This is a genomic window from Verminephrobacter eiseniae EF01-2, assembly GCF_000015565.1.
Lineage (GTDB): Bacteria > Pseudomonadota > Gammaproteobacteria > Burkholderiales > Burkholderiaceae_C > Acidovorax > Acidovorax eiseniae.
Genome location: NC_008786.1, coordinates 5,035,997 through 5,059,224 on the forward strand (window position 1 = coordinate 5,035,997; position 23,228 = coordinate 5,059,224).

Consider the following 23,228-nt stretch of genomic DNA (forward strand, 5'->3'; position numbering starts at 1 on the left):
CGAACAGAGCGATTCGAGAACGCGCCACGCCGCTCCGGTTGCGACGACATGCTCACCGGGAATCGTTGGCCTGGCGCAGGTTTTCGTCCGCTGCGTATTCGCACTCGGTCCCGTAGTTGTCCGGCAGTGCGGGGCCGGGGCGGGATGGCTGCGGCGGGCATCGCATGTCGGCTCAGCCTTCGAGGGCCTGCCACATCTGCAAATCGCGCTCGGCCGTCCAGATGCGCGGGTCCGGGTACTGCGTGGCTTCGTCATAGGCGCGGGTCACGTCAAACGGCATGCAGTGGTTGAAGATCACCCACTGGCCGTACCGGGGCTGCAACCTGGCATATGTCCCCTGGTACACCCGGCGCAGGTCCTCGCCCCGGGCGACGCCTTGCTGGACGCTGTGGTACAGATCGCTGATGAAGGCGCGCGTGCCGGCCAGGCCGGCCTGCACCTGGGCCGGGGTTTGCAACGCCGCGCCCCGGCCCGGCACGAGCTTTTCCGGCTGCAACGCGGCAATGCGCTCGAGCGTCTGCGGCCAGTCCTTGAAATAGGCGTCGCCGGCATACGGGGTGGCATCGAACTCCACCAGGTCGCCGCTGAAGAGGATCTTCTCTTCGGGCAGCCAGGCCACCGTGTCGCCCTTGGTGTGGCCCCGGCCCGGTTGCAGGATCTGCACCTCCAGTTGGCCAAGCCACAGCGTCATCTTCTGCTGGAAGGTCAGCGTCGGCCAGGTCAGGCCCTCGGGCACGCTTTGCAGGTCCTGGAACAGACGCGGAAAGCGCCCGATCTCGCTGTCCTTGTCGAACTGGCCGCGCTCGACGATCAGCGCGCGCGTGTCTTCGCTGGCGATGATGTGCTCGGCCCCCTCGGCCCGGTAAGCGCTGGCGCCCAGCACACGCACGGCGTGGTAGTGGGACAGCAGCAGGTAGCGGATCGGCTTGTCGGTGACCTCGCGGATACGGCGGATCACGTCCTGCGCCATCACGGGGGTGGCCTGGGTGTCGATGACCATCACCGCGTCATCGCCAATGATGACGCCGGTATTCGGGTCGCCCTCGGCGGTGTAGGCGTAGGCGTGCTCGGAGAGCTTGTCAAAGCGCACCTGCTTGACTTGCAGGTCGGCGGCGGAGGCGAAGGTCTTGGTCGTGCTCATCGCGGGAGGAGGTAAAGGTAAATGGGCCATCGGCCAGATGGTAGGGCAGTGCGCCCGTTACTGTCGAATGCCTTGGCGCGCGGCGCATTCGACCCGGGCTTCCCGGGGAAGACGGCCCGTAGCGCCCCCTACAATGGCACGATTGCCTCCTCGTAGTTCAATGGACAGAACGAGTGCCTCCTAAGCGCTAGATACAGGTTCGATTCCTGTCGAGGGGACCAGATCGGGATCAAGAGCCCACCAAAGAACCTCTGGCGCATGACCATCCACCTGCGCCAGCAGCTATCGAAATACAGGCACCACCGTGCCCCTTCCTGCCGCCCTGCATGTCTGCCCCGCTCGAACACCACACACCGATGATGGCCCAATACCTTGCCCTGAAGGGCGGGTATCCCGAGACGCTCCTGTTCTACCGCATGGGTGATTTCTACGAACTGTTCTACGCCGACGCCGAAAAGGCTGCGCGCCTGCTCAACATCACGCTCACGCAACGCGGCCAGTCGGGCGGCCAGACGGTGGTGATGGCGGGGGTGCCCTTCCATGCGCTGGAGAACTACCTGACGCGCCTGATCAAACTCGGCGAATCGGTGGCCATTGCCGAGCAGGTGGGCGAAGTGGGCGCGGCCAAAGGCCCGTTGGAGCGCAAGGTGGTGCGCGTCATCACCCCCGGCACGCTGACCGATACCGAACTGCTTTCCGACAAGGCCGAATCCTTGCTGCTGTCGCTGCACCAGGCCGCGCGTGCGCGCTGCGGCCTGGCCTGGCTCAGCGTGACGCAGGGCCGCGTGCACCTGGCCGAATGCGCCCACGACGAGCTCGGCGCCTGGCTGGCCCGCGTGGCGCCGAGCGAGATCATTTACAGCGCCGGCGTGACACAGCGCTTTGAGCAGCAATTGCAGGCGCTGCGCCAGAGCGGCGCCTTCGACTGCCCGATGCGCACCCGGCCCGACTGGCAGTTCGACCAAGCGCTGGGCGAGCGCAAGTTACTTGAGCACCTGGGTGCAGCCAGCCTGCAGGCCTGGGACGCGCAGGACCTGGGCGCGGCCCAGGCCGCCGCTGCCGGGCTGCTGGCCTACGCCGAGCACACGCAAGGCCGCGCGCTGACCCATGTGCACAGCGTGCAGGCGCAGCGCGGCGATGAACTGATCGACCTGCCCGGCAGCACGCGCCGCAATCTGGAACTGGTCAAGACGCTGCGTGGCGACGATGCGCCCACCCTGCTCTCGCTGCTCGACAACTGCATGACGGGCATGGGCAGCCGCCTGCTCAAAACCTGGCTGCTGGAGCCGCACCGCGAGCGCCACCAGGCGCGCCAGCGCCTGTCGGCCAGCACCGCGCTGCGTGGCGCCGCAGCCGGCGCAGGCCCCTGGGCCACGCTGCGCGAGCAGATCAAGGGCGCCAGCGATGTCGAGCGCATCACGGCCCGCATCGCGCTGCGCCAGGTGCGCCCGCGCGAATTGCCGGGCTTGGTCAAGACGCTGCAAAAAGCGCAGTTGCTGGCGCAGCATGGCCAAATCCCCGAGCCGTACCTGATGCAGATTTTTGACCAACTGCACCCGCCCGAGGGCTGCGCCGAACTGTTGCAGGCCGCCATTGCCGAAGAACCCGCCGCGCTGGTGCGCGAAGGCGGCGTGATTGCCACCGGGTTCGACGCCGAACTCGACGAACTGCGCGCGCTACAGACCGATTGCGACGGCTTCCTGCTGGACCTGGAAACGCGCGAAAAAGCCCGCACCGGCATCGCCAACCTGCGCGTGCAGTTCAACAAGGTGCATGGCTTTTACATCGAGGTCACCAGCAGCAACCTCGAGCGCGTGCCTGCCGACTACCGACGCCGCCAGACGCTGAAAAACGCCGAGCGCTTCATCACGCCCGAGCTCAAAGCCTTTGAAGACAAGGCCCTGTCGGCCAACGAGCGCGCCCTGGTGCGCGAGAAATGGCTGTACGAGCAGATCCTCGACCGATTGCAGCCCCATGTGCCCGCCCTCACGCGCCTGGCCCAGGCGTTGGCCACGCTGGATGTGCTGTGCACGCTGGCCGAGCGCTCGCTCACGCTGAACTGGTGCGCGCCACAGTTCGTCTCCGAGCCTTGCATCGAGATCGAGGGCGGCCGCCACCCGGTGGTCGAGGCGCGGCTGGCCGAGACGGCATCGGGCAGTTTCATCGCCAACCACACGCGGCTGAACGCGAACACCCGCATGCAACTCATCACCGGCCCCAACATGGGCGGCAAATCGACCTATATGCGCCAGGTCGCGCTGATCGTGCTGCTGGCCAGCATTGGCAGCCATGTGCCGGCCAGCAGTTGCCGCCTGGGGCCGATCGACGCCATCCACACCCGCATCGGCGCTGCCGACGACCTGGCCAACGCGCAATCGACCTTCATGCTGGAGATGACCGAGGCCGCGCACATCCTGCATGCCGCCACGGCGCACAGCCTGGTGCTGATGGACGAAATCGGGCGCGGCACCAGCACCTTCGACGGCCTGGCCCTGGCCAGCGGCATTGCCACGCACCTGCACGACAAAACCCGCGCCTTCACGCTGTTCGCCACGCATTATTTCGAGCTGACCGACCTGCCCGCCAAGGCCCGCCATGCGATCAACATGCATGTGAGCGCCACCGAGTCGGGGGCCGATATCGTTTTCCTGCACGAAATCCAGCCCGGCCCGGCCAGCCGCAGCTACGGCATCCAGGTCGCCAAGCTCGCCGGCATGCCGCCCCCCGTGCTGCACCACGCGCGCCGGACGCTGGCGGCATTGGAAGAACGTGCCGGCGCAGGCCAGTTGCAGGTAGACCTGTTCGCCGCCCCGAAAGAAGAACCCGAAAGCAAGAGCGCAAGCCCTGTGGAAGCGGCGCTGGCCGGAATCAACCCCGATGCGCTCAGCCCGCGCGAGGCGCTCGATGCGCTGTACCAGCTCAAGAGGATGGCGGGCAAATGAAGCGCCGCCAGCCGCAGGCCCGCCGCCTGGCGCCGCAACCCGTTCCAGCGGCGATAATCGGGCGATGCAGATTCGCTTTACCAAAATGCAAGGCGCGGGCAATGATTTCGTGGTGCTCGACGAGACCCGGCAGCGCCTGGGGCTGAGCGCAGCCCAGTACCGCTTTTTGGCGGACCGCCACTTTGGCGTCGGGGCCGACCAGATTCTCGGCGTGCGGCCGGCGCCGGCCGCAGACATCGACTTCGAGTACATCATCCACAACGCCGATGGCAGCGAGGTGGCGCAGTGCGGCAATGGCGCGCGCTGCCTGGCGCGCTTTGTGCGCGACAAGGGCCTGTCGGACAAGGAACGACTGCGCGTGCAAACCCGTGGCGGCGTCATCACCCTGCGGCTCAACCCCGATGGCCGCGTCAGTGTCGACATGGGGCGCGCGCAGTTCGAGCCCGCCAGCCTGCCCTTCGATGCCTCGGGTCTACAGCCCCTGGCCCAGGGTTTGGCGCAAAAATGGCCTTTGGCGCTAGTGCCGCGTCATCGGTCAGATGTCGTAGGCTGCGCGCAGCCATCGGAGCGCAGCGCAAGGCGCATCGCGCAGCCCATACCGAGCGTATTGGCAAGTGATGCAACGCCGCGATGCGGTTCGATGGCCAGCGCAGACCGGCAGATGATCGGTGACGCGACACCAGAGACACCGGCGCATGGCACCACGGCCACTGTTTGGCTGGTCATCGTTTCCATGGGCAACCCGCATGCGGTGCAGTTGGTGGACGATGTGGAGCGCGCCCCGGTGCCCGAAATCGGCCCGCTGATCGCCAACCATGCGCGCTTTGCGCAGCGCGTGAACGCGGGCTTCATGCAGGTCGTCGACCGGGGCCATGTGCGGCTGCGGGTGTTCGAGCGCGGCGCCGGCGAGACCCTGGCCTGCGGCTCGGGCGCCTGCGCAGCCGTGTCGGCCGGCATCCGCCTGGGGCTGCTGGACTCCGAGGTGCAGGTCGCCATGCGCGGCGGGCTGGTCAGCGTTGCCTGGAGTGGCGCCGCCACCGACTCCGTTGTCATGACCGGCCCTGCCACCACGGTGTTTGAAGGCCAGATCGAACTTCCCTCCTGCCCATGACCGCTCCTACCCTCCCGCCGATCGTTGCCCCGATCACCGAAGACGATATCGCCCAGTTTCTGCTCCGCACGCCGGGCTTCTTCGAGCGCCATGCCCAGGTGCTGGCCAGCGTGCAGATCGCCAACCCGCATGGCGCGCGCGCCGTGAGCCTGCAAGAGCGCCAGGCCGAGATGCTGCGCGAGAAGATCAAGGGCCTGGAGCAGCGCATCATGGAGATGGTGCGCAACAGCACCGACAACGCGACCATCGCGCACAAGTTGCACCAGTGGAGCGCGGCGCTGCTGCAGATCGAGGACCGGGGCGGGCTGCCGCAGGCCGTCGTCGATGGTCTGCGCACCCTGTTCGACATACCACAGGCCGCGCTGCGCCTGTGGGGCCTGGAAGGATTGGAGGGCCTGGATGGCATGGGGGAACCCGGCATCGATGCCCGCTTCAGCCAGGGCGCCAGCGACGACGCCCGCGCATTGGCCTCATCGCTCACGATGCCGTTTTGCGGCCCCAACCTGGGCTTCGAGCCCGCGCTCTGGCTGGCGCAGCAGGCGGGCGATCCGGCCGCGTCGCTGGCCCTGTTGCCGCTGCGCGAAGGCGCGGTCGACAGCGCCAGCCCCGCTTTTGGCCTGCTGGTGCTGGGCTCGCCAGACCCGCAGCGCTTCGACGCCGCCATGGGCACCGACTTCCTCGCGCGCATTGCAGAGTTGGCCAGTGCAGCGCTGCTGCGTCTGCGCTGACCGCGCACCAGTCGCCCGGCACAGCCCTGCGGCACCCAGACCATGGCCGACGCACCCGCATCACCGCCATCACCACCACCGTCGGCGCCACCTGCGCCCGACCCGCAGGTGCAGCGCTATCTGGAGCATCTGCGCGTGGAAAAGCGCCTGGCGGCACGCAGCCTCACGCTGTACCGGCTGGACCTGGAAAAGCTGGCGCGGTTTGCTGCGGGCCTGAGTCTGCCGCTGCTGCAACTGACGGACGCGCATATCCGGCGCTTCGTGGCGCAGATGCACAGCGCCGGGCGCAGCGGGCGGGGCATTGCGCTGATCCTGTCGGGCTGGCGCGGGTTCTTCATCTGGGCCGGGCGGCAGGGACTGATCGGGCGCAACCCGGTGCTGGGCATACGCGCGCCCAAGTCTCCCAAGCCCCTGCCCAAGGCGCTGGGCGTGGACCAGGCCATGCGCCTGGCCGATTTCGACGGCGCTGCCGGCGCCGCTACCGAGGCCGACATCTGGCTACAGATACGCGACGCGGCGATGGCCGAACTGCTCTACGGCAGCGGTCTGCGCGCGGGCGAACTGGCCGGGCTCGATGCCGTGCCCAACGCCGACACCGAGCGCCAGGGGCGCGGCTGGGTCGACCTGCAGGCCGGCGAAGTCCATGTCCTTGGCAAAGGCAGCAAGCGCCGCAGCGTGCCGATGGGCCGCGCGGCCAGCGCCGCCTTGCGCGCCTGGCTGGCGCTGCGCGCCAAACCGTTCGGCGCGGCCGGCGCGGCCCGGCTCGACGCGGCGCTGTTCGTCGGCCGGCGCGGCGCGCGGCTGACGACCCTGTCGATCTGGCGGCGCCTGCGCCAGCGCAGCCAGCGGGCCGGGCTGCCCAGCCCGGTGCACCCGCATATGCTGCGCCACTCGTTTGCCAGCCATCTGCTGCAAAGCAGCGGCGACCTGCGTGCCGTGCAAGAGTTGCTGGGCCACGCCAGCATCACCAGCACGCAGGTCTACACGCGGCTGGACTTCCAGCACCTGGCCCGGGTCTATGACGCGACCCATCCACGGGCGCACAAAATGCCGTCGCCCGATCAAGGCCCGGCACCCACGCGGCCAGCGCATGCCGCCGAAAAGCGCCCCAGCCCGTCCGGGCCAGGATCACGCAGCACCGGCCCCGCTAAACTCCCCGACGCCGTTGGCAAACCATGAGGCCTCCCATGTCCCTGATCCCCGTCACCATCCTTACCGGCTTTCTTGGCTCCGGCAAAACGACCTTGCTCAAGCGCCTGCTGAGCGAAGCCCATGGCCAGAAGATCGCCGTGATCGAGAACGAATTCGGCGCCGAAAACATCGACACCGACATCCTCGTGACCGAGTCCAAAGAGCAGATCGTGCAGATGAACAATGGCTGCATCTGCTGCACCATCCGCGAAGACCTGCGCGCAACGCTGCAACTGCTGGCCAGCAAAAAGCGCCAGGGCCTGCTGGACTTCGAGCGCATCGTGATCGAGACCACCGGCCTGGCGGACCCCGGCCCGGTGGCGCAGACCTTCTTCATGGATGACGAGGTCGCCCAGAGTTGCCTGATCGACGCCATCATCACGCTGGTGGACGCCAAGCATGCCACCGGGCAACTGAACGACCGCCAGGAGGCCAGGCGCCAAGTGGGCTTTGCCGACCAGATCTTCCTGTCCAAGACCGATCTCGTGAGCGCCGAGGAAACCCGGGCGCTGATTCAGCGCCTGAAACACATGAACCCGCGCGCGCCGATACAGGCCGTGCACTTTGGCGCCGTGCCGATCGGGCAGGTGCTCGATCTGCGGGGCTTCAACCTGCATGCCAAGCTCGACATCGATCCGGACTTCCTGAGCGAACAAGACGCGCACGGGCATGGGCACGAGCATGAGCATGAGCACCACGAGCACGCGCATGGCGCGCATTGCGACCACCCCTCGCACCAGCATGGCGGCCCGGGCCACCATCACCACGATGACGATGTCAAGAGCTTCGTCTTCCGCTCGGAGCGCCCGTTCGATCCCGCCCGGCTGGAGGACTTCCTGGGCGCAATGGTCAACGTTTATGGCCCGCGCATGCTGCGCTACAAGGGCGTGCTGCAGATGAAGGGCACGGACCGCAAGGTGATCTTCCAGGGCGTGCACCAACTCATGGGCAGCGATCTGGGCCCGCAATGGGCCGACGGCGAGGCCCGCACCAGCAAGATGGTCTTCATTGGCATCGACCTGCCCCGGGACATCTTCTTGCAGGGGCTGGAACAAAGCCTTGTCTGAAGGGGCCGGCGCTGCGGCAGTCCCGGCGCGACCCGGGGCCTGTGTCGTATGCGCAACGGTTTTGTGGGTATCAGTACAGATCGATACAATCGCGGCCCGGTAAAAGCAGCGCCCCGGTAACCTTTCCCGCAAGCCATGCCATCGGCCCTTGGCCGTGGCGCAGCCGGGGGGGGGGATCGTCCGACCGCTCCTGGTTGTGGTGCAGCCAGGAGATTGACCTTCTGCCCTTGGCTGCACCACAGCCAAGGGGTTGTCCGCCCGCCCTTGGCTGTACCACAGTCGAGGGATTGCCCGTATTGCCAGGAGACCAGCCAAGTGAAAGCCGATACCAGCCCATCCAAAGGGGCCGCCAAGGCAAGCCCTGCGGCGGCGAAAAGCGCCCCGGCGGCTCCCCAAGCCGCTGCGAAGACCCCGGCCAAGGCGGCTGCAACGACACCCAAGGCCAGCGCGGCGGCCCCGGCGGTGCTGCAAGCCGGTTCGCAGGTACCCGTGCGCACGACTCGGCCTTCCGCACGACTGGCCCAATTGACCGTACCATCGATGGCGCAGACAGTGGCCTCGACTGCTGCCAAAGCCAGCTACCGTCACTCCATGCCCACCACCGCGCAAGCACAGCCCACTTACATGGCGATCAAAAAAGACCCCAAGCTGGCGCACCACTGGAAAACCAAGTCTGCCCAAGAGTTGACCGACGCCGAAGTCATGGCCATGCCCGACAGCGAGTACATGAACGACAAGCAGATGGCGTTTTTCCGCATCAAGCTCACGCAGCTCAAGCAGGACATCCACAACAGCGCCGGCGAAACCACCGAGCACCTGCGCGAAGACACCGTGGTCGTGCCCGACCCGGCCGACCGGGCCACGATAGAAGAAGAGCATGCGCTGGAGTTGCGCACCCGCGACCGGGAACGCAAACTGCTCAAGAAGATCGAGCAGTCGATCGCCCGCATCGACGCCGGAAACTACGGCTACTGCGACGAAACCGGCGAACCCATTGGTGTGGCCCGCCTGATCGCGCGCCCCACGGCCACGCTGTCACTGGAAGCACAACAACGCCGCGAGCTCAAGCAAAAGATGTTTGGCGACTGAATCTGACCCAGACCAGATGAACACAGGTTCCGAACCATGAGCAAGGAAGAATCCGCTCCTGCCGGCGGACTGCTATCGAAGGTGGTGCGGTTCGTGCGCCACCCTACGGTCGACTGGGGCGAACTCGACGCGGCGCCGGACGACAAGGAAAGCCCGTACAGCAAGCAGATGCTCAAAGAGATGATCGAGCGCAAGCGCAACAATGACTTCGTGCGGCGCCGCGAGTTCGATCAACTGCGCAAGCTGCGCCAGCGCGAACAGCATGGCCAGCGCATCGAAGACCCTGCGGCGCGGCCTTCGTTCTTTCAGAGCAGCGTGATCGCGCCCGAAGAACGCGCCGAGGAACGCGCCGACGAGCGCGCGGTCACGCTCAAGAAGATCGACGAGATCGAAGCGCAGATGTCGCAGCAGTGGTGGAAGAGCAAGCACGACCCGGAGGACGAGCCGCACTCCCCACAGGCGTACATGCCAACGGTTTCTGCCGATCTGGAGGCCCTGCGCGCCGGCGCAGCCCGCTCGTCTGCCGGCGCATCTCGTTCACCTGCCGGCGTCACCGGCGCATCCCGCCCGCCGGCCAGTGCAGCCCGCCCCCCCGCCGGCCATGCCGGCGCATCCCACCGCCCCGAGCACCATGACGGTGCGGCCTATCTCCCCACCATCCCTGCCGGCCTGATAGACCTGCCGGAGCCCAAGCCGGCGCCAGAGCCGCTGATGTTCGATGGGGAACTGGACTTTGGTGGCCCGGCCGCCGCCGCACCCCGGTCTGCGGGACGCCGGCCTGACAAGCCCTCCTTGCCCCCCCCTGCGGCAACGCCCCCCGCACCGGCACCGCCTGCGCAGGAGTTCGTGCACGACCCCGATCTGGAAGAAGCCGCGATCCGGTTTGCCAACGGCGACCACGCAGGAACGGAGACCGGCCTGCTGGAAGTGCTGGCCCAGCGCCAGCAGGATACGCCCGAGCAGCAACTGGGCATCTGGATGACGCTGTTCGACCTGTACCGCGCCATCGGACAACATGACCGCTTCGACAACTTGTCGATCGACTTTGCCGCCCGCTACAGCCGCTCGGCGCCGCTGTGGTTCTCCATGCCCGGGCAGTTGGGCCTGGTCGTCGAACAGCCCAACGCTGCGGCGGTCGTGATGCGGCACGACTTCCACTGGAACGCGCCGGCCACGCTGGCGGTGTCGAGCGTGGCGGCCCTGCATGCCTCGTTGATGCGCGCGGCTTCGCCCTGGGCCCTGTCCTGGGCGCGCCTGACGAGCATCGACGAGGCGGCCGTGCCTTTGCTGGCGGACCATCTGGGCCAGTGGGCCGACCGTGAAGGCCAGTTCGTGATTACCGGCGTGGAAAAGCTCAACGCCCTGCTCAGGGCCAAGACCCCATCGGGCGAGCGCTCGGGCAACCCCGAGTGGTGGCGCCTGCGCATGGCGGCGCTGCGGCTGATGGGACTGGCTGACGAATTCGAGCTGGTGGCGCTCGAATACTGCGTGACCTATGAAGTATCGCCCCCGTCCTGGGTGGCGCCGCGCTGCGCTTACTCCGACAACGAGGGCGTGACCTCCGGCACACCGGCGCAACCTGCGGACGGCACCCTGCAGGAGGCGCTGGACATGCAGGCCGCAGGCAGCGCTTCCCCGGCAGCGCAGGACGGCGACAACCCGCCCGTGGCCCGGCTCAGCGGTCATGTCGATGGCGACGCCACGCATCTGCTCGAGCCGATGCAGCAATTCATGCGCCCCGGCGTGCCATTCACGATCGCCTGCGACAAGCTCATTCGCATGGACTTTACGGCGGCCGGCTCAGTGCTCAACTGGGCGGCCGAGCAGCAGTCCGGCGGCCATGTGGTTCAGTTCCGCGACCTGCAGCGGCTGGTGGCGATTTTCTTCAACGTGATCGGCATCGACGCGCATGCCTGGGTGATACCCCGAAAAGATTGAACCGCCCGCGCCATCTGCGCGCCGGCCGGGGCTGACAGGGCATCCGTTTTCCACGACCCGGGCCACGCACGGCCAGCCAGGGACGCTGCGGGGCGGGCTTTGCCAGGCCGCTGGCGCTGCCCGGTGCCGCAGGCGATTCAGGGGGGGTGTTGCGCACCAAGGCAAAATGCGGGGCCATTCCCATTTGCCGCTGTCATGGATTCATTGCAAAACCACCCGGTGTTTCACGGCACCACCATTTTGAGCGTGCGCCGCCAGACGCCCCAGGGCGTGCAGGTGGCCATTGGCGGCGATGGCCAGGTCACGCTCGGCGCCATCGTCGTCAAGGGCACGGCCCGCAAGGTGCGCAAGCTGCACCACGGCAAGGTGCTGGCCGGTTTCGCCGGCGCCACCGCCGATGCCTTCACGCTGTTCGAGCGCTTCGAGGCCAAGCTCGACAAGCACCAGGGCCACCTGGTGCGCTCGGCCATCGAACTGACCAAGGACTGGCGCACCGACCGTGTGCTGCGCCGCCTCGAGGCCATGCTGGCCGTGGCCGATCAGGAGTCCTCGCTGATCATCACCGGCAATGGCGATGTGCTCGAACCCGAGCAGGGCATCATCGCGATTGGCTCGGGCGGCGCCTATGCGAACGCCGCCGCCAAGGCCCTGCTCAACCACACCGATCTGAGCGCGGCGGACATCGTCAAGCAGGCGCTGGAAATTGCGGGCGAACTGTGCATCTACACCAACATGCACCACACGATAGAAACGCTCTGAGTGCATTGCCGATCGGCGCCATCGGGTGCGCGCCGGGGGCCGCAAATTACTCTTTTTCTCATAGCTACAGGCGCCTGATTCGTCTGCGCCTGTGCGTTGTCCGATACCAGGAAAACCACCATGACTTCGATGACCCCCCAGGAGATCGTCTCCGAGCTCGACAAGCACATCGTCGGCCAGTCGAGCGCCAAGCGCGCCGTGGCGATTGCGCTGCGCAACCGCTGGCGCCGCCAGCAGGTGCAAGGCAGTCTGCGCCAGGAGATTACGCCCAAGAACATCCTGATGATAGGCCCCACCGGCGTGGGCAAGACCGAAATTGCCCGCCGTCTGGCCAAACTGGCCGATGCGCCCTTCATCAAGGTCGAGGCCACCAAATTCACCGAGGTGGGCTATGTGGGCAAGGATGTCGACTCCATCATCCGCGACCTGGCCGACATGGCGGTCAAGCAGACGCGCGAGTCCGAGATGAAAAAGGTGCGCGCCCGCGCCGAGGACGCCGCCGAGGATCGCATCCTGGATGTGCTGATCCCGCCGCCCCGGGGTGCTGACGGCGCCGAGCCGGCAGCCGACGGCACGACGCGGCAGATGTTTCGCAAAAAGCTGCGCGAAGGCTTGCTCGACGACAAGGACATCGAGATCGACGTCACCGAAAGCCGCCCGCATCTGGAAATCATGGGCCCCCAGGGCATGGAGGAAATGACCGAGCAACTGCGCAGCATGTTCAGCCAGTTCGGGCAGGACAAGCGCCGCACGCGCAAGCTCAAGATCGCCGAGGCGATGAAACTGCTCACCGACGAAGAGGCCGGCAAGTTGGTCAACGAAGAGGAGATCAAGACCCGGGCACTGGCCAATGCCGAGCAAAACGGCATCGTCTTCATCGACGAAATCGACAAGGTCGCCACGCGCCAGGAAACCAGCGGTGCCGACGTGTCGCGCCAGGGCGTGCAGCGCGATCTGCTGCCGCTGGTCGAGGGCACCACGGTGTCGACCAAGTACGGGATGATCAAGACCGACCACATCCTGTTCATCGCCTCCGGGGCCTTTCACCTGTCGCGGCCCAGCGACCTGATTCCCGAGTTGCAGGGGCGCTTTCCGATCCGGGTCGAGCTCGAATCGCTGTCGGTGCAGGACTTCGAGGCGATTTTGACCCAGACCCACGCCTCGCTGGTCAAGCAATACCAGGCCCTGCTGGCGACCGAAGACGTGACGCTGGCGTTCGTGCCGCAAGGCATCACGCGGCTGGCGTGCATCGCTTTCGAGGTCAACGAGCGCACCGAGAACATCGGCGCGCGCCGCCTGTCCACCGTGATGGAGCGGCTGCTCGACGAGGTCAGTTTCGACGCCACGCGGCTGTCGGGCCAGACGGTCACCATCGATGAGGGCTATGTGGACCAGCGTCTGCAGCAGCTCAGCCTGAACGAGGATCTGTCGCGCTACATCTTGTGAGTCCTGCCGGCTCCCAAGCTGAGACATCACTTTGACAAACTGATGTAAGGACTTACTTATCAACGGCATTTTTTTACGCCCCCCTGCACAGGGGCGGCCAAGTCGTTGATTTCAATACAAAAATTTGTTGGGCACGCTGTTGTCCGGTCGGTTTTTCCTGCTACAGTGCAAAAAAGTGCAATTAAGTGGAAAAAAGTGCCCCAGACCCTCTATATGGGCCTTGGAGGAAGTCAACCGAATCGGGAATGCAGTCCGTGTTTCAAGGTGCCTCGTCGCTCAGCCTGGATGCGAAGGGTCGGCTGTCCGTGCCGACCCGGCACCGTGACGTCCTGGTGGCCACCGCCGCCGGACTGCTGACCATCACCCGGCACCCGCACGGCTGTCTGATGCTCTTTCCCCGCCCTGAGTGGGAGAAGTTCCGCGAGCGCATCGCCGAATTGCCAATGTCCGCCCAATGGTGGAAGCGCATCTTCCTGGGCAATGCGATGGATGTGGAGATCGATGCCACGGGCCGGGTGTTGATCTCGCCCGAATTGCGCCAGGCCGCCGGCATTGCCAAAGACACCATGCTGCTGGGCATGGGCCGGCATTTCGAGCTGTGGGACAAGGCCAGCTACGAAGCGCAGGAAGCCCAAGCGATGCAAGGCGCGATGCCTGATGTCTTCAAGGACTTCTCCTTTTGAGGCGCGCCGTGTCATCCGCCCCGTGCCACACCACCGTCTTGCGCGAGCCAGCCGTCGATGCGCTGCTGGCGCGCGCCGGGCCTGCGCCGGCGGGCACCTGGGTGGATGCGACCTTCGGGCGCGGCGGGCACACGCGCCTGATCCTGTGCCGGCTGGGGCCGCAGGGGCGGCTCGTGGCCTTCGACAAGGACCCCGAGGCCATCGCCGAAGCAATGCGCATCACCGATGCGCGTTTTTCCATCCGGCACCAGGGTTTTGGCCAGTTGGGGCAGTTGCCCGCCGGCAGTCTCGCCGGGGTGTTGATGGATCTGGGGGTGAGTTCGCCCCAGATCGACAGCCCCGAGCGGGGTTTCAGTTTCCGTTTCGACGGCCCGCTGGACATGCGCATGGACACCACGCGCGGCCTCAGCGCAGCCGATTGGCTCGCCACGGCCGACGCCGGGCAGATTGCGCAGGTGCTACGTGACTACGGTGAAGAACGGTTTGCTGGCCTCATTGCAAAGGCGATTGTTGCGCGGCGCCAGGCCCGAGGGCCACTGGCGCGCACCGCCGAACTGGCCGATCTCGTGGCTGGCGCGGTCAAGACCCGCGAGCCAGGCCAGAACCCGGCCACGCGCACCTTTCAGGCTCTTCGGATTTTCATCAACGCCGAGCTTGAAGAACTGCAACAGGCGTTAGCGGCCAGCCTCCTGGTGCTACAACCCGGTGGCCGGTTGGTGGTGCTCAGCTTTCACTCGCTGGAAGACCGCATCGTCAAGCAGTTCATCGCCAGGCATTCGCGCCAGCCGTTTGATCGCCGGGTGCCGTTTGCCGCACCGCAGGCCATGCAACTGCTGGCGCTGGCGCGTGTGCGGCCCGACGCCGCCGAAGTGGCGGCCAACCCGCGCGCGCGCAGCGCAATCATGCGCGTGGCCGAGCGCACGCAGGCACACGGGGCCGAGCGCTCCGATATGCGCCGGGCCGAACGCCCCGATGCGCGCCGGGCCGAACATGGCGAGGTCTTGCCGCCATGACCCGCTTGAACCTGGTGCTGCTGCTGACGGTGCTGGCCAGTGCACTCTATCTGGTGCACATCCAGTACGAGTCGCGCCGGCTGTTCACCGCGCTCGACCGTGCCCACACCCAGGCGCTCCGTCTGGAGACCGAGCACCAGCGCCTGCAAGTGGAAAAGCGCGCGCAGGCCACGTCGCTGCGGATCGAAAAAATGGCCCGTGGCCCGCTGAACATGCGGCTGGTCACGCCCGCGATCACCCGCTATGTGTCCGACCCGCAAGGGATGGCGCCGGGCGCCGGCTCCACCTTTGCGTCCGAAGGTGCGCAGCCATGAGCCGCAGCGTGCTCTACACCTTGAGCCCGTTGCTGGCCAGCAAGACGCCGGTATGGCGCAGCAAGCTCATCGTGGCGCTGATTGCGCTGGGCTTTGTCGGGCTGGGCGCGCGCGCGGCCCATGTGCAGGTGTTCGACAATGCCTTCTTCCAGCGCCAGGGCGAGGTGCGCTTTGCCCGCACACTGGCGTTGCCCGCCAACCGCGGCCGAATTTTGGATCGCAACGGCCTGCTCCTGGCTTCCAGCGTTCCTGCGGCCAGCATCTGGGCCATCCCCGAAGACGTGCTCCAGGACAGCCCCGCAGACCGCGCCAAGCTCGGGCAGTTGGCCGGGTTGCTGGACATGCCGCAGGCCGAATTGCAGAAAAAGCTGGCCGATGAGGACAAGAGCTTTGTCTGGATCAAGCGCCAACTCGACTGGGAGCAGGGCCAGCGCATTGCCGCGCTCGACATCAAGGGCATCTACCAGCGCAAGGAATACAAGCGCCAATACCCCGAGGGCGAGGCCGCCGCCCATGTGGTCGGCTTTACCAATGTGGAGGACCAGGGCCAGGAAGGGGTGGAACTGGCCTTCGACGCGCTGCTGGCCGGCAAGGCCGGCTCGCGCCGCGTGATCAAGGACCGGTTCGGCCGCGTGGTCGAAGGCGTGGGCGAAACCATGCCCCCGGTCGATGGCCGCGACATGCAGTTGTCGATCGACAGCAAGGTGCAGTTTTTTGCCTACCAGAAACTGCGCGATCAGGTCATGGCCCACAAGGCCAAGGCCGGCAGCGTGGTGGTGCTCGACGCCCATACCGGCGAGGTGCTGGCACTGGCCAATTACCCGAGCTACCTGCCCGAGCAGCGCCAGGGCCTGAGCGGCGAGCAACTGCGCAACCGCGCGCTGACCGACGTGTTCGAGCCCGGCTCGACGATCAAGCCGTTCACCGTCGGCCTGGCGCTGGACAGCGGCCGCGTGCGCCCCGAGACCATCGTCGACACCAGCCCGGGGCGCACCACGGTCACCGGCTTGACCATCTCCGACACGCACAACTACGGCCTGCTCACGGTCGAGGGGGTGATACAGAAGTCGAGCAACGTCGGCGTGACCAAGATCGCAATGCAGATGCCGGCGCGCGAGATGTGGGAGACCTTCTCGGCCGCCGGCTTCGGGCAAAAGCCGCAACTGCGCTTTCCCGGCGTGGTGACCGGGCGGCTGCGCCCGTACAAAAGCTGGCGCCCGATCGAGCAGGCCACCATGGCCTATGGCTACGGCCTGTCGGCCAGCCTGTTCCAGATGGCGCGCTCGTACACCGTGTTTGCCAACGCAGGCCGGGTGATTCCGGCCACGATACTCAAGAGCGACGCAGCCGCCGTGGGCGTGCCGGTGTTCTCCGAACGCACGGCGACCCAAGTGCGCAAGATGCTGCAAATGGCCGCAGGCCCGGGCGGCACCGGCCAGAAGGCGCAGACCGTGGGCTACTCGGTCGGCGGCAAGTCGGGCACCGCGCGCAAGCAGGTGGGCAAGAACTACGCCTCGGGCAAATACCGCGCCTGGTTCACCGGCATGGCCCCGATAGACCAGCCGCGCATCATCGTCGCGGTGATGATCGACGAGCCCGGCAACGGCCAGTTCTACGGCGGCGCGGTGGCCGCGCCGGTGTTCAGCAGCGTCGTGCAGCAAACGCTGCGCATGTTGGGCGTGCCGCCCGATCAGGCCGTCAAGCCGCAGATCGTGGCCCACGTGCAGGAGCCGCTGTGATGTCTGCGCCGCTGCCTGCCCCACTGCATGTGCTGCATACGCCGCATGCGCTGCAATGCGCCGGCGCGGCCTTGCCATGGCTGCGCGCGCGCGTGAGCGGCAGTTTGCACAGCGACAGCCGCCTGATCGCCCCGGGCGACGGCTTCATCGCCTGGCCCGGCGCCAGCACCGATGGCCGCGCCCATGTGGCCGATGCCATCGCGCGCGGCGCCACGGCCTGCCTGGTCGAGCAGGCGGGCGTGGCGGCCTTTGCGTTCCCGGCTGCGCCTGGCGCCAGCCTGGCCAGCCTGCCGGGCCTGAAGGCCGCCGCCGGACCGATCGCCGCGCAGTGGTTCGATCAGCCGAGCCGCCAGCTCGATGTGCTGGCCGTCACCGGCACCAACGGCAAGACCAGCACCGCATGGTGGCTGGCCGACGCTTTGAATGGGCGCGCAAAAAGCCCGGTCTGCGCGCTGGCGGGCACCCTGGGCCTGGGGGTTCCCCCGGTGCTGGAAACCGCCGGCATGACCACGCCCGACCCGCTGCGCTTGCAGCGCGCACTGCGCCAATTTGTCGATCGGGGTCTGTCGGCCTGCGCCATCGAGGCCTCGTCGATCGGCCTGGAGCAGGGGCGGCTGGCGGGCACGCAGATTCGCGCGGCCATCTTCACCAATTGCACGCAGGACCATCTGGACTACCACGGCAGCATGGCCGCTTACTGGCGCGCCAAGCGGGCCTTGTTCGACTGGCCCGGGTTGCAAGCGGCGGTGATCAATATCGACGACCCGGCGGGAGCGCAACTGCATGCCGAACTGGCAGGCCGGGTGCCGGATTTGTGGAGCATTTCGACCCAAGGCCCGGCCCGCCTTGCCGCGCGCGACATCACGCTGGCGGCGCAGGGCCTGCGCTGCACGGTGCGCGAAGGTGCCGCGCCGCAGCGGCTGACGACCCGGGTGATCGGCCACTACAACCTGCAGAACCTGCTGGCGGTGCTGGCCACGCTGCGCAGCCTGGGCTGGCCGCTGGCCGAGGCGCTGCAGGCCGGCGCAGGCTTGCAGCCCGTGCCGGGCCGCATGCAGCAGTTGGCGCTGGCGGGCCAGCCGCTGGTGGTCGTGGACTATGCCCATACCCCCGATGCGCTGGCCAAAGCCCTGCAGGCCCTGCGCCCGCTGGCCGCCCGGCGGGCTGGCAGGCTGTGGTGCGTGTTTGGCTGCGGCGGCGACCGCGATGCCGGCAAGCGCCCGCTGATGGGCGCAGCCGCCGAGCAGCAGGCCGACCGACTGCTGCTGACCAGCGACAACCCGCGCAGCGAAGACCCGGACGCGATCTTGCGCCAGATCCTGCAAGGCATCAGCCGCCGCCGCGCCGTGCGCACCGAGCCCGACCGCGCCGCCGCGATCGCGCAGGCCGTGGCCGAGGCCGCGCCCGCCGATGTGCTGCTGATTGCCGGCAAGGGCCACGAAGACAGCCAGGAAGTGGCCGGCGTGCGCCGGCCATTTTCCGATTGGGCCCACGCGCAGCGCGCCATGCAGGCCCGGCAGCGCGCCGTGCCGCCCCGGGGAGCCGGCGCATGATCGAGCAGCCCCGGCCCGAACCCATGTCCACACCCGTGCCCAGGCCCGCGATGATGACGCTGCAACAGGCTTTTGCCCTGCTGCAACCGCGCATACCTGCGGCCCGCCTGGTGGGCGCCGGCGCCACGCCTGTGGCGCGCGTGCACACCGATACGCGCACGGTGCAGGCCGGCGATCTTTTCGTTGCGCTGCGGGGCCCGCGCTTTGACGCCCACGCCTTTCTGGCCCAGGCCCGTGCCGGTGGCGCGGCAGCGGCGCTGGCGCAGGGGGGGCTGGCGGACGCCGGTCTGCCGGGCATCGAGGTGCCCGACAGCCTGGCCGCGCTGGCGCTTTTGGCGGCGGGCTGGCGGGCGCAGTTCGACCTGCCGCTGATCGCGGTGACGGGCAGCAACGGCAAGACCACGGTAACGCAGATGGTGGCGGCCATATTGCGCGCCTGGCAGGGCGATGCGGCCTTGGCCACGCAGGGCAACTTCAACAACGCGATCGGCCTGCCGCTGACGCTGCTGCGCCTGCGCGCCCGGCATACGGTCGCAGTGGTCGAGTTGGGCATGAACCACCCGGGCGAGATCGCCGCGCTGGCCGGCATCGCGCAGCCCGGCGTGGCGCTGGTCAACAACGCGCAGCGTGAGCATCTGGAGTTCATGCACAGCGTGGCGGCCGTGGCGCGCGAGAACGGCTCGGTGTTCGCCAGCCTGCCGGCCCACGGGGTGGCCGTGTTCCCGGCAGACGACGACTACCAGGCGCTGTGGCAGGAACTGGCAGCCGGCCGCGAATGCCTGCGCTTTGGCGCCGGCGGGGCCGTCGATGGCGCCGACGCGCGCTGGGTCGATGGCGCCTGGGCGCTGACCCTGGCCACGCCGCAAGGCCCGGTCACGACACGCTTGCACATCGCCGGGCGGCACAACGTCGGCAATGCGCTGGCCGCCGCCGCCTGCGCGCTGGCCGCCGGCGCGCCGCTGGCCGCGCTGGCCCAGGGCCTGAGCGGCTTCAGCCCGGTGCCGGGCCGCTCGCGCAGTTTCAGCATCCGCCACGCGGGCCGGCAAATCAGCGTGGTCGATGACAGCTACAACGCCAACCCGGACTCGGTGCGCGCCGCCATCGCGCTGCTGGCCGAACTGCCGGCGCCGCGGCTCCTGGTGCTCGGGGACATGGCCGAGGTGGGCGCGCAGGCCGCGCAGTTGCATGCGCAGGCGGGCGCGCAGGCGCACGCTGCGGGCATCCACCGGCTGTTTGCGCTCGGCGCGCAGTCGGCGCATGCGGCATCGGCGTTTGCCGGCGCGCAGCATTTCGACAGCATCGATTCGCTGTGCGCCGCCGTGCGCCAGGCCCTGCCCGATGTCGGCAGCGTGCTGGTCAAAGGCTCCCGGAGCATGAGGATGGAGCAGGTGCTCAAAGAGATACAGGCCGGGGGTGGCGCATGATGCTGCTGCTGGCGCAATGGTTGCAGGGCATGTCGTCCGAACTCGGCTTCTTGCGCGTGTTCCAGTACCTGACCATGCGCGCCGTGCTGGCCGCACTGACGGCGCTGCTGATCGGCCTGGCGGCAGGCTCCTGGGTGATCGGCAAACTGATGGCGCTGAAGATCGGCCAGCCGATTCGCGGCTACGCGCCGCAGTCGCACCTGTCCAAGAGCGGCACGCCGACCATGGGCGGGGTGCTGATCTTGCTGTCGATTGCGCTGTCGACCCTGCTGTGGTTCGACCTGTCCAACCGCTTCGTCTGGATCGTGCTGCTGGTCACGCTCGGCTTTGGCGCCATCGGCTGGGTCGACGACTGGCGCAAGGTGGTCGACAAAAACCCCGAGGGCATGCGCTCGCGCGAGAAGTATCTCTGGCAATCGCTGATCGGGCTGATGGCGGCGCTGTACCTGGTGTTTTGCATCTCGGAGAACTCCAACGCCAAGGTGCTGGAACTGTTCATCAGTTGGATGCGCTCGGGCTTCGCGCTCGATCTGCCGCCCAAGGCCGGCTTGCAACTGCCGTTTTTCAAGGCCGTGAGCTACCCGCTGGGGGTGCTCGGCTTCGTGCTGCTGACCTACCTGGTGATCGTCGGTTCGAGCAATGCCGTGAACCTGACCGACGGGCTCGACGGACTGGCCATCATGCCGGTGGTGATGGTCGGCTCGGCCCTGGGGGTGTTTGCCTATGTCACCGGCAGCGCGGTGTATTCCCGCTACCTGTTCTTCCCGCATATCCCCGGCTCGGGCGAGTTGCTGATCTTTTGCGCCGCGATGGCCGGCGCCGGCCTGGCCTTTCTGTGGTTCAACGCGCATCCGGCGCAGGTGTTCATGGGCGATGTCGGCGCGCTGGCCTTGGGCGCCGCGCTGGGCACCATCGCCATCATCGTGCGCCAGGAGATCGTGCTGGCCGTGATGGGCGGCATCTTTGTCGCCGAGGCGCTGTCGGTGATGCTGCAGGTGGGCTGGTTCAAGTACACCCGGTACCGCTACGGCGAGGGCCGGCGCCTGCTCAAAATGGCGCCGCTGCACCACCATTTCGAAAAAAGCGGCTGGAAGGAAACGCAGGTGGTGGTGCGCTTTTGGATCATCACCATGCTGCTGTGCCTGGTGGGCCTGTCGACATTGAAGCTGCGATGAATCCGAACGCCCAGCCCACCCTGCCCGCCCGGCCTCTGGATGAGGCCGGGGCGCCCGTGCCCGAGGCCCCCCCCGGGGCACCCCGCGTAAAACCCCCGGTCAATCCCCCGGTCAACCCCCCGGCCATCTCCGCCGCGCAGGCCGCTGCCGATTTCGTCGCGCAGATCTTTGCCTCCGTGCCGGCCCCCGAGGAGGCTGCGCCGGCCATGCCGCTGGCCATCGATCCGGCCATCAACCCGGTCATCAACCCGGCCATGCCCCCGGCCGAGGTGCCCGGCGCGCTGGCGGCCGAGCCGCTGCGGCGGCCCGGCGCAGACCTCCGGCAGGCGCTGCAAGACCAGCGCATCCTGATCCTCGGCCTGGGGGCATCGGGCCTGGCGATGGCGCGCTGGTGCCTGCGCTGCGGCGCGCAGGTCACCGTGGCCGATACCCGTGCCGCGCCCCCGCAACTGCCGGCGCTGCAACGCGAACTGCCCCGGGCGCGCTTCGTGCCCGGCGCCTTCGATGCCGGCCTGGTCGAGGGGCAGAACCTGCACGCGGTGTACTGCTCGCCGGGCCTGAGCCCGTCCGCCGTGGCCGCCGTGGCGCAGACATGCAGCGCCCATGGCATCGGCATGGGCGGCGAGTTGGACCTGTATGCGCTGGCGCTGGCCGGGCTGCGCGCCGCCGATGGCTACGCGCCGACCGTGCTGGCCATCACCGGCACCAACGGCAAGACCACCGTGACCGCGCTCACCGGCCAGTTGCTCCAGCGCGCCGGCCGCAGCGTGGCGCTGGCCGGCAATATCGGCCCGACCCTGCTCGACACGCTGGCCGGGCATATCGACGCCGGCACCCTGCCTGCGGTGTGGGTGCTGGAGCTATCGAGCTTTCAACTCGAGCGCAGCACCGGTTTCGAGCCGACGGCGGCAGCGCTGCTCAACATCAGCCAAGACCATCTGGACTGGCATGGCGACATGGCCGCCTACGCGGCGGCCAAGGCGCGCATCTTCGGCCAGACCGCGCTGATGGTTCTGAACCGCCAGGACGCTGCGGTGATGCAGGTGTCGGCGCCTTCTGCGCCTTCTGCGCCGGTAACGCCAGCGCTGCGGCCCCGGGCGGCCAAAGCACCGGCGCCGCAGCCACGCGCGGACATCACTTTCGGCGCCGACATGCCGGCACGCGCCGGCGACTTCGGCATCGAGCTCGTGGGCGGCATGCCCTGGCTGGTGCGGGCCAGCGCCGCCGACGAAACGCAGCGCGCGCGCCGCCGCCCCGGGCCGCCCGGCGCAGTCCCCGCCCAAGAACTACAGATTCAGCGCCTGATCCCCGCCGACGCACTGCGCATCCGTGGCCGGCACAACGCCGTCAACGCGCTGGCCGCGCTGGCGCTGGCCTGCGCCGCTGGCTGCCCGCTGGCGCCGATGCTGTACGGTCTGCGCGCCTACCGGGGCGAGCCGCACCGTGTCGAATCCGTGGCCTGCATCGATGGCGTGGAGTTCTTCGACGACAGCAAGGGCACCAACGTGGGCGCCACGGTGGCGGCCATCGACGGGCTGGGCGCGCAGGGCGGGCCGGGCGCCGGGCGCCGCCTGGTCGTCATCGTGGGCGGCCAGGGCAAGGGGCAGGACTTTGCGCCGCTGGCCGCGCCGCTGGCGCGCCACGCCCGCGCAGTGCTGCTGATCGGCTGCGACGCGCCGCTGATCCGCGCCGCGCTGCAAGACATCGGCGTGCCGCTGCTGGACGCGCCCACCCTGCCCGGGGCCGTCGAACTGGCCGCGCAGCACGCGCAGCCGGGCGACGCGGTGCTGATGTCGCCGGCCTGCGCCAGCTTCGACATGTTCCGGGACTACGAACAGCGCGCGCAGGTTTTTTGCGCCAGCGTGCGCGCATTGGCCGAGGCAGCCGGCCAGCCGATGGAGGGTCTGGCATGAAC

The 23,228-nt window shown here is 68.0% G+C and carries 17 protein-coding genes, 1 tRNA gene and 2 pseudogenes; 19 read left to right on the top strand and 1 reads right to left on the bottom strand.

The genetic code is table 11. The annotated features are described in order from the left end of the window. Positions 1-172 precede the first annotated feature (172 nt). On the bottom strand, positions 173-1,141 hold the full coding sequence (locus VEIS_RS22020) for an MBL fold metallo-hydrolase (protein ID WP_041950273.1): 969 nt from the start codon (positions 1,139-1,141) through the stop codon (positions 173-175). A 146-nt stretch (positions 1,142-1,287) separates the two neighbouring features. On the opposite strand from VEIS_RS22020, the gene VEIS_RS22025 reads away from it, so the two are divergent. The 19 genes and pseudogenes from VEIS_RS22025 to VEIS_RS22110 all read left to right on the top strand — a co-directional run bounded on the left by VEIS_RS22025 (position 1,288) and on the right by VEIS_RS22110 (position 23,226). After that, positions 1,288-1,362 (top strand) — tRNA-Arg (locus VEIS_RS22025). A gap of 105 nt (positions 1,363-1,467) precedes the next feature. Then, on the top strand, positions 1,468-4,083 hold the full coding sequence (gene mutS, locus VEIS_RS22030; RefSeq protein WP_011812234.1) for a DNA mismatch repair protein MutS: 2,616 nt from the start codon (positions 1,468-1,470) through the stop codon (positions 4,081-4,083). Positions 4,084-4,147: 64 nt separating this feature from the next. Beyond that, a pseudogene (gene dapF, locus VEIS_RS31760) lies at positions 4,148-4,603 on the top strand (diaminopimelate epimerase); the annotation flags it as partial. Positions 4,604-4,723: 120 nt separating this feature from the next. Beyond that, a pseudogene (gene dapF, locus VEIS_RS31765) lies at positions 4,724-5,194 on the top strand (diaminopimelate epimerase); the annotation flags it as partial. Then, the gene (locus tag VEIS_RS22040) at positions 5,191-5,922 is read left to right on the top strand and encodes a DUF484 family protein (RefSeq protein ID WP_011812236.1); all 732 of its coding nucleotides are present in this window, start codon (positions 5,191-5,193) and stop codon (positions 5,920-5,922) included. The pseudogene dapF (VEIS_RS31765) and the gene VEIS_RS22040, both read left to right, overlap by 4 nt. Before the next feature lie 42 nt (positions 5,923-5,964). Then, positions 5,965-7,101 carry a tyrosine recombinase XerC gene (locus VEIS_RS22045; protein ID WP_011812237.1) on the top strand — a complete coding sequence of 379 codons (1,137 nt, stop codon included), beginning with the start codon at positions 5,965-5,967 and terminating at the stop codon, positions 7,099-7,101. A gap of 8 nt (positions 7,102-7,109) precedes the next feature. Continuing rightward, positions 7,110-8,180 (top strand): CobW family GTP-binding protein, encoded by a 1,071-nt coding sequence (locus VEIS_RS22050; RefSeq protein ID WP_011812238.1) that lies wholly within the window; start codon positions 7,110-7,112, stop codon positions 8,178-8,180. Between the two features lie 315 nt (positions 8,181-8,495). Continuing rightward, positions 8,496-9,269 (top strand): RNA polymerase-binding protein DksA, encoded by a 774-nt coding sequence (gene dksA / locus VEIS_RS22055; RefSeq protein ID WP_011812239.1) that lies wholly within the window; start codon positions 8,496-8,498, stop codon positions 9,267-9,269. 36 nt (positions 9,270-9,305) lie between these two features. Continuing rightward, the gene (locus VEIS_RS22060) at positions 9,306-11,207 is read left to right on the top strand and encodes an STAS domain-containing protein (RefSeq protein WP_011812240.1); all 1,902 of its coding nucleotides are present in this window, start codon (positions 9,306-9,308) and stop codon (positions 11,205-11,207) included. Positions 11,208-11,402: 195 nt separating this feature from the next. Continuing rightward, positions 11,403-11,966 carry an ATP-dependent protease subunit HslV gene (gene hslV, locus VEIS_RS22065; RefSeq protein ID WP_041950275.1) on the top strand — a complete coding sequence of 188 codons (564 nt, stop codon included), beginning with the start codon at positions 11,403-11,405 and terminating at the stop codon, positions 11,964-11,966. Between the two features lie 120 nt (positions 11,967-12,086). Beyond that, positions 12,087-13,412, top strand: a complete 1,326-nt coding sequence (gene hslU / locus VEIS_RS22070; RefSeq protein WP_011812242.1) for an ATP-dependent protease ATPase subunit HslU — start codon at positions 12,087-12,089, stop codon at positions 13,410-13,412. A 254-nt stretch (positions 13,413-13,666) separates the two neighbouring features. Then, complete coding sequence (gene mraZ / locus VEIS_RS22075; protein ID WP_011812243.1) at positions 13,667-14,095, top strand: division/cell wall cluster transcriptional repressor MraZ; 429 nt, start codon at positions 13,667-13,669, stop codon at positions 14,093-14,095. An 8-nt stretch (positions 14,096-14,103) separates the two neighbouring features. Then, positions 14,104-15,108, top strand: coding sequence for a 16S rRNA (cytosine(1402)-N(4))-methyltransferase RsmH (gene rsmH, locus VEIS_RS22080; protein ID WP_011812244.1), 1,005 nt, complete (start codon positions 14,104-14,106; stop codon positions 15,106-15,108). Further along, positions 15,105-15,422, top strand: a complete 318-nt coding sequence (ftsL, locus tag VEIS_RS22085; protein ID WP_011812245.1) for a cell division protein FtsL — start codon at positions 15,105-15,107, stop codon at positions 15,420-15,422. The genes rsmH and ftsL overlap by 4 nt, the downstream gene beginning before the upstream one ends. After that, positions 15,419-17,161 carry a peptidoglycan D,D-transpeptidase FtsI family protein gene (locus VEIS_RS22090; protein WP_011812246.1) on the top strand — a complete coding sequence of 581 codons (1,743 nt, stop codon included), beginning with the start codon at positions 15,419-15,421 and terminating at the stop codon, positions 17,159-17,161. Before ftsL ends, VEIS_RS22090 begins: the two co-directional genes overlap by 4 nt. Continuing rightward, complete coding sequence (locus VEIS_RS22095; RefSeq protein WP_011812247.1) at positions 17,161-18,714, top strand: UDP-N-acetylmuramoyl-L-alanyl-D-glutamate--2,6-diaminopimelate ligase; 1,554 nt, start codon at positions 17,161-17,163, stop codon at positions 18,712-18,714. Before VEIS_RS22090 ends, VEIS_RS22095 begins: the two co-directional genes overlap by 1 nt. Before the next feature lie 50 nt (positions 18,715-18,764). Further along, positions 18,765-20,138, top strand: coding sequence for a UDP-N-acetylmuramoyl-tripeptide--D-alanyl-D-alanine ligase (locus VEIS_RS22100; RefSeq protein ID WP_086014404.1), 1,374 nt, complete (start codon positions 18,765-18,767; stop codon positions 20,136-20,138). Beyond that, positions 20,135-21,313: a phospho-N-acetylmuramoyl-pentapeptide-transferase gene (gene mraY / locus VEIS_RS22105; RefSeq protein ID WP_011812249.1), complete on the top strand. Its 1,179-nt coding sequence runs from the start codon at positions 20,135-20,137 to the stop codon at positions 21,311-21,313. The genes VEIS_RS22100 and mraY overlap by 4 nt, the downstream gene beginning before the upstream one ends. Next, the gene (locus VEIS_RS22110; protein ID WP_011812250.1) at positions 21,310-23,226 is read left to right on the top strand and encodes a Mur ligase family protein; all 1,917 of its coding nucleotides are present in this window, start codon (positions 21,310-21,312) and stop codon (positions 23,224-23,226) included. Before mraY ends, VEIS_RS22110 begins: the two co-directional genes overlap by 4 nt. Positions 23,227-23,228: the final 2 nt, after the last annotated feature.